Raw genomic sequence first — 18,645 nt, 5'->3', positions numbered from 1 at the left:
TATTATCTCAATAATGTTGTGCAGCAAATCCAATTACCGTACAAAATCTCATAACTGGTCACAATAGCATGTTTATTAATCAATTAGTTTTTCGGCCAGTTGATCTCTTGGGTGTTACGATTACTTTCTGCACGAATGATGCCGCGATTAAGTGCTTGAGTCAGATTTAAATAAAGTGGGCGCATAAAAACAGCCGCTGGAGCGAAATTAAGTGGTCGCAATGACACATAAGCGGGTTGCTCAGTTATTTCCATGGCTGCAGCAAGTGCGTATTGCAATGTTTCAAATTGTAATTCAGCACTGATGCTGGCATCTGGGTTACCCAGTAGTGGCAAATTAATGTGACCAATACTGGCATGTTGGACCGCGGATATGTTAGCAAAATTTGGTATAGTAAATTGGGTCTCATGTAATTGTTTAAGGCAATCAATTACAGCATGTAAGATATTTTCTGCGTCGTATTGCTTATCGAAATAACATGCAATCAATCCTGAACGTATTATATACACTTCAGTGTCTAGGTGTTTACTGAACAGGCTATTAAAATTTTGCATCAATGCGATAGATTCAGTGAGCCCAAGTTGAATATCAATATTGTTTAATTTATTGATATTCACTAACGCGATCGTTTTAGACTCAGTGTGTTTAAGAGTGCTGATGCGTTGAATAAACGCCCTGTAACCTTGGGCTTGCGTTATAGGGTCTATGGTATTTAAATGTTGGGCGTTAAGGTATAAGGTATTTCGCTGTTGAAATTTTCTGTAGATAAAAAACAACACGATAATCGCAATACTGAAACCGAGAATTAATACTAAAATGATAAATTGACTATATTTATTCTTTGCCGTTTGTTGATGTAGTTTATTACGTAATAAACCCAGTTCGAATTTTAATTTTTGTTCAGTGAGTTCAGAGAAATCATTTGTTTGTTCGGTTTTTTGTTGCGATGTGTTGATCAGCTCAACAATGGCATCGACTGTTGCAAGTGCTGCATTGAGGTTGTTTGTTTTGCGATATGCGGTAGATAAATAGCCTAATGCTTCTGTTTGCACATCATTTAAATGTTTCTTTTTAGCCAGTTCAATAGCCTTGTTCGCATGATCAATAGCCTCATTCCACATGCCTTCACTGGTATTTATTTGGGCAAATAGTAGTTCATTATGGACTAAGTAATGTTCTACTTTCCGAGCTCTAAATATATCATTTGCACGTTGCATTACGTTCAATGCTGCTTGGATATTATTTAATTTGAAGTAAGCCTCGCCTAAGTTGTGGTATGTGAGCCCTATGGCGATTTCATTTCCCATACGCTCATTAACTTGCTGGACATTTAAATAATAGTCGATGGTTTTATTCCATTGATCTTGGCCAGCGTAAATCATTGCGATGACCGTCAAGGTCTCTGCTAGGTAGACATCTTGACCTATCGCTTGAAGTATTTCGGCAGCATTATGGGCATATTTTAGGGCATCATCCCATTGTTCTAAATCTCGGTATGTACGCGCAAGATTAAGTTGTGTATGGGCTTTAATTCCGGGGTAATCCAGACTATTGGCTAAACGAAATGCTTCACTGTAGTGCTGGAGTGACTTGGCTTGATCGCCATTAAGATTGTAATAACGACCTAACTGGGTTTCGGCATCGGAGATAAAATAATTATTGTGTAATTGGTAAGCGATATCGCGGTAACGATTTAAGTGAGAAAATGCCGGCGTAGGTTGAAGTAGCAATGAATGTAACATGCTGAGTTGTTCATGAAGTGTTGATTTAAATAGCGTACTTTCTAAACTGACATCTGTATTAACCATATTCAACGCATTATTTGATTCAACAATCACCTGATTATATTCTTGGTTTTGACGGCCTTTAATTCGCGCTTTAAGCATGATGACGACGGCTTGCTCAAGTGTGGTTGATGCAATGGCGTCTAATTGTGTTATGAGCAATTTAGCGTCTTTATACTTAGTAGGTGATGTAAGCTTTGCTTCTAAATTCAGTCGAGCCAGCAGCTCTAAATCGCGATGAAGTTCATTGGGTGGGTAACTTAATTCATTTGCGGCTTGCTCAAATTCCTCCTTATTTGAAAATTGTAAAGGAAACTCTGTGGCCTTCATTAGTTTTGTATACAGCTTTTGAGGATTTTCTTTGAAAAATATTTCTTGCTGCTCAATATCCCTTGCTGAAACCACTGAACTTAATAGTATCGAACATAATATGACCAGAGGAAAACATCGCAGCATAGTAAGAGATACCTTTTATAGTGTTAGTTAACGTGGACTTCATTTTTACGTGGAATGAATAAATAAATTTACCTGGGTCAGATGTTCTCACCGGGTGTTTTCCACTAAATTGCAAATTGCCACTGTGTTAATGAGTCTAGATCGTTATAATTGTTCGGAATTTAAAATAAAAACAATAGAATCATACCAGAAGGAACCTAGAGTGAAACCTACTTCTCTTGCAATTTTAACCAGCAGTGCTATTTTTTCGATGAGTTGGGCAATGCCTGCACTTGCAGATGTCGATTACCATATCGATATTAACCAACCCACACACCATTTAGCCCAAGTGAGTGTGTCATTCCCTCAAACCAATTCGGATGTATTAACGGTCAATTTACCGGTATGGCGAACAGGTCGTTATCAAGTATTACCCGTTGCAGATGGCGTAAGGTTGTTTAATGCGACCGACAGTAAAGGACAATCATTACCTTGGAAACGCACTGCCAGTGGCGAATGGCAAATCGCCTTAACCAAACCTACATCGGTGAAGGTGACATATCAATTACATGCCAATGAGCTTGGTGATCGTTTACGTCACATTGATAGTAGCCATGCTTTTTTAGATGCCAGTGGTGTATTTATGTATAGCCCTGCATTTCGTCAGCAACCCGTTACGGTCAACATGGAAGTTCCTGAAGGTTGGAAAAGTTACTCTGGCATGGATAAAGGCAGCACATCACATTCATTTAAAGCGGCCAATTATGATGTGTTAGTTGATTCACCGATAGAAACAGGCATAAACCAACATGTCAGCTTTGAGGCTGACGGTCGTGATTACGACGTGGTATTTTGGGGCGAAGGTAATTACGATACTCAAAAAATTGTAGCAGATCTCACCAAAATCAGTGGTCAGGCATCGGCTATTTGGCCTGATTATCCATTTAAACGATATGTGTACATGGTGCATGCAACCAGTGGTGCTCGTGGTGCAACAGAGCATCTCAATTCTACTATTATCCAATTACCACGATTTAATTTTCGTGAACGCGAAGATTATTTACGCTTTATCAGTACCGCCTCGCACGAGTTTATTCATACGTGGAATGTTAAAGCTTACCGACCTCAAGGGCTGGTTCCGTATGATTATCAGTCGGAAAATATGACCGATTTACTGTGGATGGCTGAAGGCTCCACCAGTTATTTCCAAAATCAGTTATTGTTACGCGCTGGAGTGATAACCGCCAAAGAGTTCTTTGACGATTTAAGTCAACGTATTGTGCTTAATCAACATAACCCAGGTCGTGAAGTCCAATCTGTCGCAGAAGCCAGTTTAGGCCAGTGGAGTAGCACTTGGGGCGATTATGCGGTTAATCACAGTGTGAATATTTACTCTGAAGGTTACTTGGCTTCAATGGCACTTGATTTTAGTTTGTTAAGCGATACGCAACTTGCTCATTCATATAGAGATGTCCATAAAGCGCTTTATCAACAATATAAAATTCCATTAAGTTATAACGTCGCGGACGTGCAATCTATTTTAAAAAATCTTTCTGGTAAAGATTACCAGTCGTGGTGGGCTGAATATGTAAACCAACCGTTTAGTTTATCTTTTGATGACTTGTTGGCACATGCTGGTTTGATCACGACTTATGGTCAATCTCCAAAAACAGAAGTAGATGCCGGAATGATGTTGTCTGGCTTATATAACGATTTAATTATTGCGAGTGTGCTAAAAAATGGCCCCGCTTGGAATGCTGGTGTTGCTGCCGGAGATGAAATTGTTGCTGTTAATGGTTTAAAGGTTACCGCGGATGGTTTAACTAAACGTCTTAATGATTTTAATGTCGGCGATACGATTAAACTGAGTATATTCAGGGATGAGCGGTTAAAGGAAGTGAGTTTACTCCTGACTGAACAACCTAAAGGTGACTTATCAATTGCATCCGTAGATAAGGTAACTGATGCGCAGAAAGCGTTTTATAAAGCATGGTTGGGGGTTGAATGGCCGTTTGATGACAAGGGTGAGTGGATTCATACTACTGACTAAAATGTTGATTTGCATATCCCAAGACGACCTTGAAATGCAGGATCCAGCATGTGGAGAAGTGACGCTTCAGAAACGATAACAAGCGAACGCTGCGCTCACGGATAAAGCGGTCTCGCGCCTAAGCTCTTGGCTTGTTATCGCCCTTTCGCTCGTCACCGCTTGCTACCTTAAGCGGTTGTGACAGCTTCGCTGTGCTGTCTGCTTTTATAGAATCTAGCCGCGTAGCGTCCTAGCAGCCCAGCGCTCTAAGAATAGTGATATTAATTCTCTTCAATCACTGCCTTGTTCAGTTATCCTACGGGGCTTTGAAACGAGCATGTTGAAGTGGCTTGGTTGAATATGTCATTCAGTATTGAGATGCGAGCCGTTATGATAAATAAAATGCCCTGAGAACAGGGCATTTTTGTATGATGGTTACGCCGGAGGAGCTGTTTCGATAAAAAATGGCTCTTTTTCTATTGTGGCTAAAAATATTTTCAGTTTTGGATAATCTTCGATATCAATCCGTTGGCGGAAAACCGCCCAACTTAAATAACAACCTAAACGCAATTGCACATCATTAAACGGTCCGTATAGCGGTAGTTCGAATTTTTCAAATTCAGCTAGTGTTGCGTTAATGCGTTGTGCTTGTCTGATTGTGTAATCAAAACGTTCAATATCAACGCCATCACGAGACAAGAAAAACAAGTTAATTGAACTGTCTAGAGCAGTGTTGATCATGCAAAACTGATCAAGTTCTACCACGGTATCAAGGTACGTTTTTGATGACTTATGACGGATGTAGCGCAATATAGCGCTTGAATCCGTTAACGATAACTCTCCATCGTGTAAAAAAGGAACCCGTTTTGTAGGGGATAGCGTTGCGCTGCTAGCCTGATCTGTTTCAATAAATTGATAATCTAATGTTGATTCCAATAAGGCTATTCGGCAATGCCGAACAAAGGGAGACGTAAAGCTACCGTAAAGTTTCATGGGATACCCTTATGGTATTAAACGCTTTGCTCTAAAGGACCAAATGCTTGATTTACCGCGTTGACGAAAGCCACTAATTCACTGCCCATCAAGGCAAAGTCAGCGTCTAAACGTGCTAATGGATCTTCGGTACCAACGTCATCACTACCTGCTCTAAACTCTTCAGAAAACTTAAGTCGTTTAATACTGGCATCAGACTGCATTAAAAAAGCAATCGACTGACCAAAATGCAATGCCAATTTGTGCACTTGCTTACCTGTCGCAATATGGGCAAGCACTTCATCTTCTTGAAGCACTTGTTGTTTAAAGCGAACGATACCGCCTTCATCAGAGTCTGACTTAAGCTCGGCTTCATCTTGCATTTCAAATGGCGCCGGTGCTTCACCCGCTTGCAACCATTGCGTTAATGTTGATTCGATTGGTGTGGCATAACTTAGCGGGATAACCGGTAAGCTACCTATCGCTTTACGAAGCAGTGCCAACAACTCTTCCGCTTTAGTCGCACTAGAACTATCAACTAAAATCATTTCTAGCTCAGGCATGATGAGTGCATGAGTTTGGCTACGTCGAGAAAATGCACGAGGCAATAATGTTGTGGTGATTTCGTCTTTAATGGTGTCTTTTTCTTTTTTAGTGACTTTCCGATTCTCTAACTCTTCAATCTCTGCCACTTTTTCATCTAAGGCTTCTTTGATTACTTGGCCTGGGAGAATTTTTTCTTCTTTCGTGACGCAAATTAGATAGCGATTTTCGGCACTATGGACTAATGCCTGGCCTTTTTTGCCTAGGGCATTAGAAAAACCAAACTTGCTTATGTCTTGGCTTGAACAAGGAGAGAAAGTGAAATCAGCTAAGGCATTTTCTAATGTTTCGGTATCTGTCGTAAAAGGTTTTTTGAAACGGTACAGGGTGAGATTTTTAAACCACATAGAAGGCTCTCATTAATTAACAGGAAAAATAAGTTACTGCAGTTTACGGGATAGATGCAAAGCGGTAAACCTACAAAAAAACACTAATAATACGACCGCTGTCGTCACTAGGGTTAGAATTCATCAAATTGTCACATTCCCCCAAACTTCCTTGAAACCACTGCTGTAGCTAGATCTACTGCGCAATAATGTGGTTCGGTATGGCAAATATTCATTTTTAATCAAGCATTGCAATATTTCTGAAACATTCGCAAGGCAAAATTCTGCTCGTTCCGATACAACTAACCCAGAATAACCATGACGAAATATGCGTCGAAAGGATGAAATGATGAATGTTTTTTGTAAAACTCTATTAGCCTCTGCAATGGCAGCCTCTTTAGTATCAAGTGCTTATGCGGCAGATCCTTTACAAGTTTATGGAAAATTAAATGTTACAGCACAGTCTAATGATGTTAATGATGAAACTGAAACAACTATTCAAAGTAATGCATCACGTTTTGGTGTAACCGGTGAGTTTGAGTTAAGCAAATCATTAGAAGCTTTCTATACCATCGAATACGAAGTTAATACCGGTGATGATGACAAAGAAAACTTTTTAGCTCGTAACCAATTTGTTGGTTTAAAAGGTAACTTTGGTGCCGTTTCTGTAGGTCGTAACGACACTATCCTTAAAGTATCTCAAGGTAAAGTTGACCAGTTTAACGATTTATCTGGTGACGTAAAAAACATGTTCAAAGGTGAAAACCGTATGGCGCAAACTGCGACATACTACACACCTATGTTTGGTGATTTTCAAGCGGGTGTTACGTATGTTGCATCTGGCGATTCAGACCAAGTTGTTGGTGACAATACAACTGGTGAAGATGGTGTGAGCATGGCTGTAATGTACGGTGATGCAGGTCTTAAAAGTACACCAATATATGCAGCGATTGCTTATGATTCAAAAGTAAAAGGTTATGACACTGCACGTGCAACGGTTCAAGGTAAAGTTGCTGGCTTAGTTATTGGTGGTATGTACCAGCAACAAGAAGCAATAGATAGCGGTGTAACAGATAACGGTTTCTTATTAAGTACAGCTTATGACATCAATGATGTGACACTAAAAGCTCAGTATGTCGACATGGAAAACAAAGGCGATTCATGGTCTGTAGGTGCTGACTACAAACTAGGTAAACCAACTAAACTATTTGCTTTCTACACAGCCAACTCGTTTGATTCAAATGACCAAGATGATAGCTATGTTGGTATTGGTATCGAACATAAGTTCTAAACCAGTCATCATGTGATGGTTAAATCTTCAATCAATTAAAAAGGGCTTAGGCCCTTTTTTTGTTACATTGCATTAACAGCAATGAATTTTTTATGACAGAAAGGCGTATTTAATGCCAGAATCAGCTGTTAGATCATAAATCTGTAACAAAAGTGTCCAATAATAGTCTCGTGGCAAATTAACGTAGAAACCCAATATGACAGCTAGGATATTAATAGTAGAAGATGAATCAGCAATCCGTGAGATGCTGACATTTGTGATGGATCAACATGGTTTTACGACAGCTGCAGCTGAAGATTTTGATTCAGCAATTGAGTTGCTTAAAGAGCCATACCCTGACTTAATTTTATTGGATTGGATGTTCCCTGGTGGTAGTGGCATCCAATTAGCTAAACGTTTAAAGCAAGATGAATTTACGCGTCAGATCCCGATTATTATGCTGACAGCTCGTGGAGAAGAGGAAGATAAAGTGAAGGGCCTTGAAGTGGGCGCTGATGACTATATAACTAAACCTTTTTCACCTAAAGAGCTCGTCGCACGAATTAAAGCTGTTTTGCGCAGAAGCGCACCAACGCGCTTAGAAGAAACTATTGATGTGCAAGGATTACAACTCGACCCTGTGAGTCATAGAGTGACCGTTGGTGACGCCGTGCTCGATATGGGACCGACAGAGTTTCGCTTATTGCATTTCTTTATGACCCATCCTGAGCGAGTCTACAGTCGAGAGCAGTTACTTGATAACGTTTGGGGCACCAATGTGTATGTTGAAGATCGAACTGTCGATGTGCACATCAGACGTTTACGAAAAGCCGTAGAAGAGGGTGGACATGATAAATTGATCCAAACTGTTCGTGGTGCTGGTTATCGATTTTCAACCAGAATGTAATTCGTATTGGCTGCTCGAAAAGTTCTGCCATGCTAGGCAGAGCTTTTTAAAAACTGTTTTTTTCGCTGTCTAGCCATAATAGTCGATTTAGGCTATCTTGTGGTTCCTCGTTAGCCCTAATAATCAGTAACGGCACTGAATGTGTTGGCGGCGTTATTTTCGTATTTAGGTAGCCTATGTTTATCTCGTACTCTGGATATCGTTTATTTTTCCGGTTAGCTATATTGCTTGTTTTATTCATGCTTATCGGCGCTTTATTCAATCAAGTTGTTATCGTTATGCTATTAGGCTCGATTGCATTACTTGTGTGGCATTATCGTCAAATTACTCGTTTAAACTTCTGGTTATGGAAAGATAAAAAGCTTACGCCTCCACAAGGGCGGGGAAGTTGGGAGGGCGTGTTCAATGGAATATATCGTCTGCAGGGCAAGAATCGACGAAGAGTGGGTCAGTTAGCTACGTTGTTAGCCCGTTTTCGTCAAGGCGCTGAGGCCTTGCCTGATGCGGCTGTAGTGCTTGATGCCGAACATAATATTTTATGGTGTAACAAGCTCGCTCAGTTAATCTTAGGGTTTGTTTGGCCTCAGGATAATGGTCAGAGAATTGATAACCTTATTCGCCATCCTGATTTTTCGACTTATATAAAGAAAGCACAATACAAAGAACCATTAGAAATCCCTTCTCCCGTGTCCGATAAGCGTTTACTTGAAATTCGAGTAATGAGCTATGGTGATCGACAATTGCTGTTAATCGCTCGAGATGTCACCCGAATTCATCAGTTAGAAGGTATGCGCAAAGATTTTGTGGCAAACGTTTCCCATGAACTTAAGACCCCATTGACAGTATTACAGGGGTATTTAGAAATTATGCAAACCATGGAAGATGCAGACTCTCCTAATCACAAACCACTATCATTGATGCAGCAACAGACGACTCGGATGCAGTCGATGGTTGAACAGTTATTGGCACTGTCGCGCATTGAAGACGCGGTTGATATTGATTTATCGCAAACGGTCAATATGTCATTGATGATGGAAATTCTTAAAGAAGAAGCCAAAGCTCTTGCTGGCACCGACTATACATTAGTGTTTAATTGCGAACCCGGTTTGAATACCCATGGTAATGAATTGCAATTACGCAGTGCTTGTTCCAACTTGATTTCAAATGCAATACGTTACACCACTCCTGGTGGAACGATTTCGGTTAATTGGAAAAGTGTTGCAACCGGAGCGTTGTTTTCGGTGACCGATACCGGAGTGGGTATCGCTCCACAACATATTAACCGCTTAACTGAACGCTTTTATCGAGTAGATAATGCCCGTTCAAGTAAAACTGGCGGCAGTGGTTTGGGGCTAGCGATTGTAAAACATGCTTTAAACCATCATCACAGTGAGCTTAAGGTGATAAGTGAGTATGGTAAAGGCAGTATCTTCAGCTTTGTTATTCCAGCGCACTTGTTAGTTCGACAATAGCTAGCCTCTAGATTTTCAATCCTTAAAAAACAGCATACGTGCTGTTTTTTTATTGCTGCTCCTCAGTTCAAATGGCTAATAATAATGAGCTAATCAGTTCAAAACCGCTGAGGAGTGCTAATCTAATTAGTCTTAGAGAGATGGTGTTGAATCAATCGCTGGCATTGCATAAATTGCTTCAATTAAACCGGTATGATGAATGTCATAATGTAGCGTTATTGCTATAATTTTAAGCCGTAATTATCTTGTTTGTAATGTGTTTAGTGGGTATTTATCTATTGTACTAAATAATTTATTATCACCTACATTTGTTAAGTTATTGATATTAATTGTCTTTTATTTTGTTTTGTCAAATGAGACAGATTTACTGCTGGTGTCACATAACTGTCATGTCAATGTCATAGACTTGTCATCAATGAGGTCGATACTGACTACGTTTTAAAAACTTAGTACGCTTAATTCTGGAGCATTAAAATGAAACTGAACAAACTTGTCGGCGCGATTACTCTTACAGCCGCTGGCGTATTCTCAGCAGCATCAATGGCTGCTATTGACCCTACTTTACCAATATACGAAAAAACAAGTGGTGTTTCTGGTAACTTGTCTTCTGTTGGTTCTGATACATTAGCAAATATGATGACGTTATGGGCTGAAGAGTTCAAACATATTTACCCTAACGTTAATATCCAAATTCAAGCGGCAGGTTCTTCTACTGCGCCACCAGCGTTAACTGAAGGAACTTCTCAGTTCGGCCCAATGAGCCGCAAGATGAAGCCTAATGAAGTTGAAGCGTTTGAAAAGCATTATGGCTACCAGCCAACGGCAGTTCGTGTTGCAATCGATGCGTTAGCTGTATTCGTACACAAAGATAACCCTATAACAGGCTTAAGCATTGAACAAATTGATGCGATTTTTTCTTCTACACATAAGTGTGGCGGTAAAGAAATTAACCGTTGGGGTGATGCCGGTTTAGATGGTAACTGGGCTGCAAAAGATGTTCAGCTTTACGGTCGTAACTCAGTGTCTGGTACATATGGTTACTTTAAAGAAAAAGCGTTATGTAAAGGCGATTTCCGTCCAAACGTAAATGAGCAACCAGGTTCTGCTTCAGTTGTTCAGTCTGTATCACAGTCATTGAATGCCATTGGTTATTCAGGTATTGGTTATAAAACTGCTGGTGTAAAAGCGGTCGCTATCTCTAAGAAGGGTGATAAGTTTATCGAAGCCACAGCTGCGAATGCTGCCGACGGTACTTACCCACTTTCACGTTACTTATATGTTTATGTGAACAAGCATCCTAACAAAGACCTAACGCCAATGGATCGTGAATTCTTACGCTTCGTATTGTCTAAGCAAGGTCAACAAATTGTTGAGAAAGATGGTTATGTTCCATTACCAACATCTGTAATTACTAAAGATTTAGAGAAAGTAGGTATCAAGCTTTAATTAGCGAACTTTCCGTAAACTTAAAAAGGCCTCTTTGAGGCCTTTTTTGTTTTTTTTCGTTGAAAAAAAGATAAAAAAAAGCAACCTAACTAAGAGGTTGCTGCTATTGCTAAGGGCAATACTGTCGATAGATTGTTACTACTATCAAATAGGAGAATGATGATGAACAAAAAAACGCTACTAGCTGTTAATAAAGTAATGCAAATTCGGTTCATATATTCAGACTAGTCATTTTTCAGTTAGTTCCCTTGAATGCAAAAAAGTACTTATTTTTATTTAAAATAAATTTGAGTAGAAAATCCAGATATCAATGTAGCGGTAGACATTAAATGTGAAGGTATTGATCGATAGTCTCCATTAAGTTCAAAGCAGCATAAAACGAAAGTTGGAAGTGTAGAGCTAACTTTGCTGCTTAATAAATCTATATGCCTTGAATTGACAAGCGTGGTTACTCTGAGTGACTCGGTATTAATGCGGCTTTTTACAGCATATTTTTGGTGATGCTAATGCTATTATCTTTGCTAGATTTCATGTTTTATTGCCTTTGTAAGGATATTTTGTGACTGCAAAATGGAACGAACAACACGATTACCATTCAAGTGCCAATACTGATGCTTTATGCGTGCATCATCTTGAACTTAATATTGTGGTTAATTTTGACTTGCAGCAACTCAATGGCGTTGCCCGGTTGCAGTTTACCCGAAAAATGGCTGCACTTTCATTAGTGCTAGATTGCCGAGACTTGATCATAGAAGGTATCACCGACAGCGACGCTAATGTGTTGTCATATTATGTGAGTGATGTGAATGCCATATTGGGTCAAAAGCTGGTTATTGATGTGGGTGAACGATTAACTGAGGTGGTCATCCATTATCGTACATCAACAACTGCCCAGGGGCTTCAATGGCTTACTCCGGAACAAACCTTAGGCAAACAATTGCCTTACCTGTTCAGCCAATCGCAACCCATTAATGCTCGTAGCTGGATACCTTTACAAGATACCCCAAAAGCACGCATAACCTTTAATGCGACAGTTACCGCTCCGCAAGGTTTACGCGTGGTAATGAGTGCTGAAAATAACCCTGAATTGCCAGATAATGGTGTGTTTGAGTTTTGCATGAGCAAACCCATTCCAACACATTTATTAGCCATTGCTGTTGGAGAGTTAAGCTTCCAAGCCACTGGGCCTCGAAGTGGTATTTATACTGAACCCGGTATGCTTGCTGCTGCAGTTAAAGAATTTGAAGATACTGAATCAATGATCTTAATGGCAGAGTCCATACTAGGGCCTTATGCTTGGGGGCGTTATGACATGATTGTTTTGCCACCGAGTTTCCCTTTTGGTGGTATGGAAAATCCTATGCTGGCATTTATGACTCCCACGCTAATTGCTGGGGATAAAAGTCTTGTGTCCACGGTTGCTCATGAATTAGCCCATTCATGGACAGGTAATTTAGTCAGTAATGCGACTTGGCGAGATTTATGGCTTAACGAAGGATTTACCACTTACTTTACCAATCGTATTGTTGAAGCTATTTATGGTAAAGAGCAGGCAGAACTCGAATGGGTTATCGAGTACGGACGTTTGCAAGAGGAAATGGAATCTACTCCCTTAGTCAACCAAACTCTACCCGCCAATGTCCAAGACCAAGATCCTAATCTGGCATTTAATCGGTTTACCTACGATAAAGCATCGATGTTTGTTCATGAACTTGAAAGCCGATTAGGCCGGCCTGCATTCGATAGCTTTCTATCCCAGTATGTTGAGCATTTTTCGTTTCGCGCGATTACTACCGAAACATTCATTGATTATGTAAAACAGACATTGCTGGTGGAACATCACGATAAATTAACCCTGCCAGAACTCAATGAATGGGTATACGGGCAAGGATTACCACTATGGTTTAAAGGCCCTACATCAAGCAGCTTGGATAAAGTTGACTTTGCTGTGGAAGCTATTGTCAAAGGCGCTTTGGCAAGTGAGTTGTTGGTGAGTGAGTGGCGAGTTCATCACTGGCAGTATTTTCTGACTCAATTACCGTTAATGGTAAGCCAAGCCACGTTATTAGATTTAGATGATACTTTTACATTAACAAACAGTCCCAATGCCGAAATAGCGTGTGATTGGTATCGCGTTGCCATCCGTAATCACTATGATCCTGTATTACCAGCATTAAGTGATTATTTATGCCGTATCGGCAGAGGTAAATTTGTTAGACCTTTGTTTGTTGAATTACAAATAGCAGGCTATCAACAAGAATTAGCTGAAATTTATAAAAAAGCTCGTGCTGGTTATCATCCTTCATTGCAAATTCAGTTAGATAATTTACTCAATTTTTAACAAGAAAATGTTATGACCTTTTACATCAAAAAAAGACAAAAAAAAATGGCAGCCATATTGGCTGCCAAAATAACTCTTTCCGGGTTGTCATTAACGGTGCGCTAGCGTGTTAATACTTCCCAATGGGGATGATGATGAACATTAAAACGGTGTAGCAGTAACTCAATCTTAACTGAAGTTTGAGGTAAGTAGGATAAATCACTAAGCAGTGTCATCAATTAACTCCGGGGGAGAAGGCTAACTCATCATACTGCACTTACTTCAAACTACATTTTAACCATTACATACTTGTTCGTACAATAAATAAGACCGGGTGATATCAGGAAAGTTCACAAAGAAAATGAATTTTTTTAATTTATTTTGTGAGAGTAATTTTTTTGAACCCTTTGGTCGATATTTTTGGGGAAAGGATACGTTTTTTTAATTAAAAATAGCGTTAGAGTTAACCTGAATTCGATAATATAGATTATTAAAGCTATCGTAATTAGGCACTTAAGTTTTTTATTCTGAGGTGAACTCAAGTAAGTAATGGGTTACGCATATGACCGCGGCAAATATCGATGGTGAGGCATTTGGGTTTTATTTATGTAAAGCACAAAATAAACCTAAAAAAAGGGCAACCAATTTGGTTGCCTAAGTCGTTCTTTGTGGGTCGTGATTAACGGTGCGCTAGCGTGTTAATACTCCCCAAATAGGGATGATGATGAACAATAAACATTAAACGGTGTAGCAGTAACTCAATCTTAACTGAAGTTTGAGGTAAGCAGGATAAATCACTAAGCAGTGTCATCAATTAACTCCGGGGGAGAAGGCTAACTCATCATACTGCACTTACTTCAAACTACATTTTAATCATTACATACTTGTTCGTACAATAAATAAGACCGGGTGATATCAGGAAAGTTCACAAAGAAAATGAATTTTTTTAATTTATTTTGTGAGAGTAATTTTTTTTGATCTATATGGTCGATTTTCCCTGGAAAAGGTTTCGTTTTTTTAATTAAAAATAGTATTAGAATTAACCTAAACTTGATTTTTTTTATAAATTCTTTTTAATCAGTTGTTTATTCTGATTCTGAGGTGAATTCAGGTAAGTGATGGGTTACGCATATGACCGTGGCAAATATCGATGGTGAGGCATTTGGGTTTTATTTATGTAAAGCACAAAATAAACCTAAAAAAAGGGCAACCAATTTGGTTGCCTAAGTCGTTCTTTGTGGGTCGTGATTAACGGTGCGCTAGCGTGTTAATACTCCCCAAATAGGGATGATGAACAATAAACATTAAAACGGTGTAGCAGTAACTCAATCCTAACTGAAGCTTAAGGTAAGTAGGATAAATCACTAAGCAGTGTCATCAATTAACTCCGGGAGAGGAGGTTAACTCATTATGCTGCACTTACTTCAAACTACATCTTCTTCGTACAATAAATAAGACCGAGCGTAATTAGGAAAGTTCACAATAAAAATAATTTTTTTACATTTATTTTATGAGAGCAAGGTTTTTTGTTTTCTTAGCTGGTTTTTCGAAGGATTTATTAGGTTTTTAAGAGCTAAAAATGGCATTTAAATGAACCGAAACTCGATATTATAGTTTATCAAAGTCTTTATAATTAAGTGCTTATTTATCACTATGCTAGTTCTAGCTCTGAGGTGTACTCAAGTAAGCTATTGGTTCTGTATATGGTTGAGGTAAATATCGATGATGATGCTATTTTTGGTTTTATTTGTGTAAAACACAAAATGAACCTAAAAAAAGGGCAACCAATTTGGTTGCCTAAGTCGTTCTTTGTGGGTCGTGATTAACAGTGCGCTAGCGTGTTAATACTCCCCAAATAGGGATGATGATGAACATAAAACTGTCGCGACAAGCAAATACAAAAGTCAGTAATCAAACCTTTGGATACACGCTAAAACGTTGGAGGAAGACGCTTAGCGAATACATGTTCTTACTTGTTACATATACTCTGACTAGTGCTCGTTAGAATAGTTCATTAAATAATGAAAAAATTTAAAAATAGATAATCAATGGGCTTTACTCATCATTGGTAGTTGCACGTGGTTCTATGTAAATGACGTTTATCGTGGCATAACATCTGCTGTCTCGAGAGCCTAAAAATGGGTTTTACAAATTTTTTTTCAAGCTCCCAGACCAGGTTGCCCAATATCGAAATCGACTTAGCGAAACTCATTAGCTTAATTACTGTGAGTTAAACGACATCACCTATTTAGGTGTAGTGATAAACATGCGCAGTGCTAGTTAGCCCCCATCTCTTAATAATAGCTGGGATAAATCGATGAGAATGGTTTTATTTCATGTTGGTAATATCAAACTTGGCTAATATTGCTTTGCCTATTTATGCTACTTGCCTATTTACGATAATAGGGCGCATTGACACATTGCTGTGTGTTGAGAGCAAGCCAATGCGGTGAAGTTAGCTGGTTATGATCTTATGTTGATGAGCTCCCTATATAGAAAACACATCACTAGGGTAGACCTAAGCTAGACCATGCAACGCATTCTAGTTGCGTTGTACAATCAACAGACATAAAAAAAGGCAATCAAATGACTGCCTATCGATCGACTTAGCGATCAAGGGGACCGCGCTAGAAGTCCCAGGGAGATGATGAACAAAAGTGAATATCACTGTTACTAAGTTGGAGTACCTAATGGTTTAAAAGTTCAATATAAATGAATTCTTTTATCAAAATAGTGAGATTAATTTTATACTGATTATTTTTCAGTGGCTTAAGAGTTTACTTTTTCTAACGGTTTTCCATTGTTTGAGTACTTCTATTCGAAAATATCGTTAAATGAAAATGTGGCAGACTTTAGATGTTCACTTACAGGAACTGACTAAGCCGTGAGCAAAAGCAGGGTGATTATCATGACATCAATCACCCAAAGCCATTCTCATTGATTATCAGCCTTCGATTACACGATAGAGGCTATGGCTATCTAAGCAGTTTTTCAATGACAGCGTTAAGGTCTTCTGGTTTTGTTGTTGGTGCATATCGTTCAATCACGTTTCCTTGTTTATCGACTAAAAACTTAGTGAAGTTCCATTTTATTGACTCACTACCTAAAAGGCCTTTGGCAGACTTTTTAAGATGTTGATATAACGGATGGCTGTTACTGCCATTGACTTCAATTTTACTGAATAATGGGAATGTCACGCCAAAGTTTAGTTCGCAAAATTGGCTGATCTCATCTTCATTGCCTTGTTCTTGCTTGCCGAATTGATTGCAAGGAAAGCCTAAAATAACTAAACCGCGATCTTTATACTGTTGATATAGTGCTTCAAGTGCTTTGTATTGTGGGGTGAAGCCACATTTACTTGCTGTATTAACAATAAGCAAAACGTGATCTTTAAAATTCTCCATAACAACATCATTGCCTTGAATGTCTTTTACGGAAATAGGGTAAATAGCTGCGGTCATGTGATGCTCCTTTATATGAAAGATAAACTATAATGTGAAAATGCTTAGCTGGCAATTAAGTTGTTGGCAACCTAATTTATCTGTTTGCTTATCAATACCAATTTCAATATAGTTGCGCATATTTTACTATCAAGAATTAAGGGCGGGCTGATGAGTGAATTAAAGAACGAACTTAGTTCTGAAGATGAAATCGACACCAGTTCACAACCACAGGCTGATGTCAGTCAAGTGGTTCATTTGTTAACTGAAGCAGAAGGCGATGAACAGGCCGAAATGTTCAGTGAAATCTTGACTGAAGCAGAACCAGGCACAATTGCTTTATTATTAGAATCGTTACCACTTGATGAACGTTATGAACGTTGGCAGCAAGTCGATGTTGAAGAGCGTGTAGACGTTCTAAACTTAATGCGCGCCGATCCTCGTTTAGGCATTGTTAAGAAAATGCCAGATGAGGAACTAGACTTACTCTTTTCTCAATTAAGTCCTGAAGACCTTATTGAATGGAGTGATTCATTACCTGACAACATTACCGATCGTGCATTAGCACAGATGGGTGAACGTCAACGTAAGCACTTCGAACTGTATGATCAATATTCTGAAAATGAAATCGGTCGTTATGCTGATCACCAGATGTTGGCATTAAGTCTTACCTCTACCGTCGCGCAAGGACAACGCTTTTTTCGCCGAATTGACTTAGATTGTAATGACCATCTATTTTTAGTAGATAAAAACGATAAATATTTAGGTACAGTGCGTCGTTATGACGTTTTCAGAACTGCGGATCTTGATACTCAATTGCAGGCGTTAAAATGGGATGACAGCCGAGTTATCTCTGCGGATTCATCTTTAATCGAAGCAGCCGAAGCCATTGAGCATAGTCGCGAACTTGAATTACCGGTTGTCGATGAAGATGGTATATTAATTGGGCGAATGACACTGCGAACTGCTACAGCATTAGTGCGTGAACATTACGAAGCACAATTAATGGCAACTGCTGGTATGGATGAACACGACGATTTATTCGCCCCGATAGTGGTGGGTGCAAAGCGTCGTGCCGTGTGGCTAGGGATAAACTTACTCACGGCATTTTTAGCATCTGCTACTATTGGATTATTCGAAAATGTATTGTCGCAAGTGGTCGCGTTAGCGGTATTGATGCCAATTGTGGCTTCAATGGGTGGCATTGCAGGTAGCCAGTCGTTAACGTTAATGATCCGCGGTATGGCAATGGGTCAGATTTCTGCTGGTAACGTGATGTCGTTGATGAAAAACGAACTCGGTATCGGTGCGCTAAATGGCATGTTATGGTCGATTGTCATCGGTATTATTGCCGGATGGTGGTTTAACGATACGATAATGGGCGTCGTTATTGCCTGTGCTATTTTAGTTAATATGGCTGTTGCTGCGATTGCTGGTGTGATGGTGCCGATGATTTTACAGCGCTTTAATCAAGACGCAGCTTTATCTGGTTCAGTTATTCTGACCACAGTGACTGACGTTGTAGGCTTTTTTACTTTTTTGGGGTTAGCCACCATATTTTATCTGTAAAAGGTCAATTTCAGAGACATCGAAATACACTGATTCAATACTGCTAACGCTTTACTTAAATGGTCTTGAGTT

At 39.3% G+C, this 18,645-nt stretch carries 11 protein-coding genes; 7 read left to right on the top strand and 4 right to left on the bottom strand.

Annotated elements, in window-relative coordinates:
* Window positions 1-83: 83 nt before the first annotated feature.
* Entirely contained in the window at window positions 84-2,114 is a 2,031-nt protein-coding gene (locus HNW13_RS14920) for a tetratricopeptide repeat protein (protein WP_192116291.1), read from the bottom strand.
* Window positions 2,115-2,442: 328 nt separating this feature from the next.
* Between HNW13_RS14920 and HNW13_RS14915 the strand changes: the two genes are divergently transcribed.
* Window positions 2,443-4,269 carry a PDZ domain-containing protein gene (locus tag HNW13_RS14915; protein WP_192116292.1) on the top strand — a complete coding sequence of 609 codons (1,827 nt, stop codon included), beginning with the start codon at window positions 2,443-2,445 and terminating at the stop codon, window positions 4,267-4,269.
* 414 nt (window positions 4,270-4,683) lie between these two features.
* On the opposite strand, the gene HNW13_RS14910 is transcribed toward HNW13_RS14915, so the two are convergent.
* Together HNW13_RS14910 and rdgC are read right to left on the bottom strand one after the other, a co-directional pair.
* Window positions 4,684-5,241, bottom strand: coding sequence for a glutathione S-transferase family protein (locus HNW13_RS14910; protein WP_162023579.1), 558 nt, complete (start codon window positions 5,239-5,241; stop codon window positions 4,684-4,686).
* Window positions 5,242-5,258: 17 nt separating this feature from the next.
* Window positions 5,259-6,170 carry a recombination-associated protein RdgC gene (gene rdgC / locus HNW13_RS14905; RefSeq protein ID WP_192116293.1) on the bottom strand — a complete coding sequence of 304 codons (912 nt, stop codon included), beginning with the start codon at window positions 6,168-6,170 and terminating at the stop codon, window positions 5,259-5,261.
* A 325-nt stretch (window positions 6,171-6,495) separates the two neighbouring features.
* Between rdgC and HNW13_RS14900 the strand changes: the two genes are divergently transcribed.
* The 5 genes from HNW13_RS14900 to HNW13_RS14880 all read left to right on the top strand — a co-directional run bounded on the left by HNW13_RS14900 (window position 6,496) and on the right by HNW13_RS14880 (window position 13,585).
* Window positions 6,496-7,440 (top strand): porin, encoded by a 945-nt coding sequence (locus HNW13_RS14900; RefSeq protein WP_101086500.1) that lies wholly within the window; start codon window positions 6,496-6,498, stop codon window positions 7,438-7,440.
* Between the two features lie 196 nt (window positions 7,441-7,636).
* Window positions 7,637-8,326, top strand: coding sequence for a phosphate regulon transcriptional regulator PhoB (gene phoB / locus HNW13_RS14895; RefSeq protein ID WP_011638217.1), 690 nt, complete (start codon window positions 7,637-7,639; stop codon window positions 8,324-8,326).
* A 176-nt stretch (window positions 8,327-8,502) separates the two neighbouring features.
* Window positions 8,503-9,798, top strand: a complete 1,296-nt coding sequence (phoR, locus tag HNW13_RS14890) for a phosphate regulon sensor histidine kinase PhoR (RefSeq protein ID WP_162023578.1) — start codon at window positions 8,503-8,505, stop codon at window positions 9,796-9,798.
* A gap of 474 nt (window positions 9,799-10,272) precedes the next feature.
* Complete coding sequence (locus HNW13_RS14885) at window positions 10,273-11,244, top strand: phosphate ABC transporter substrate-binding protein PstS family protein (RefSeq protein WP_101086502.1); 972 nt, start codon at window positions 10,273-10,275, stop codon at window positions 11,242-11,244.
* A gap of 559 nt (window positions 11,245-11,803) precedes the next feature.
* Window positions 11,804-13,585 carry a M1 family metallopeptidase gene (locus HNW13_RS14880; protein WP_192116294.1) on the top strand — a complete coding sequence of 594 codons (1,782 nt, stop codon included), beginning with the start codon at window positions 11,804-11,806 and terminating at the stop codon, window positions 13,583-13,585.
* A 2,954-nt stretch (window positions 13,586-16,539) separates the two neighbouring features.
* Here HNW13_RS14880 and HNW13_RS14875 read toward each other — a convergent pair.
* The gene (locus tag HNW13_RS14875) at window positions 16,540-17,025 is read right to left on the bottom strand and encodes a glutathione peroxidase (RefSeq protein WP_182744738.1); all 486 of its coding nucleotides are present in this window, start codon (window positions 17,023-17,025) and stop codon (window positions 16,540-16,542) included.
* 150 nt (window positions 17,026-17,175) lie between these two features.
* Between HNW13_RS14875 and HNW13_RS14870 the strand changes: the two genes are divergently transcribed.
* On the top strand, window positions 17,176-18,573 hold the full coding sequence (locus tag HNW13_RS14870) for a magnesium transporter (RefSeq protein ID WP_101086525.1): 1,398 nt from the start codon (window positions 17,176-17,178) through the stop codon (window positions 18,571-18,573).
* The last annotated feature ends 72 nt before the right edge of the window (window positions 18,574-18,645 follow it).

The sequence above is a fragment of the Shewanella sp. BF02_Schw genome, from assembly GCF_014596695.2.
Lineage (GTDB): Bacteria > Pseudomonadota > Gammaproteobacteria > Enterobacterales > Shewanellaceae > Shewanella.
Note: the sequence above shows the minus strand (reverse complement) of the source record. Positions and strands in the feature narration are given on the sequence as shown.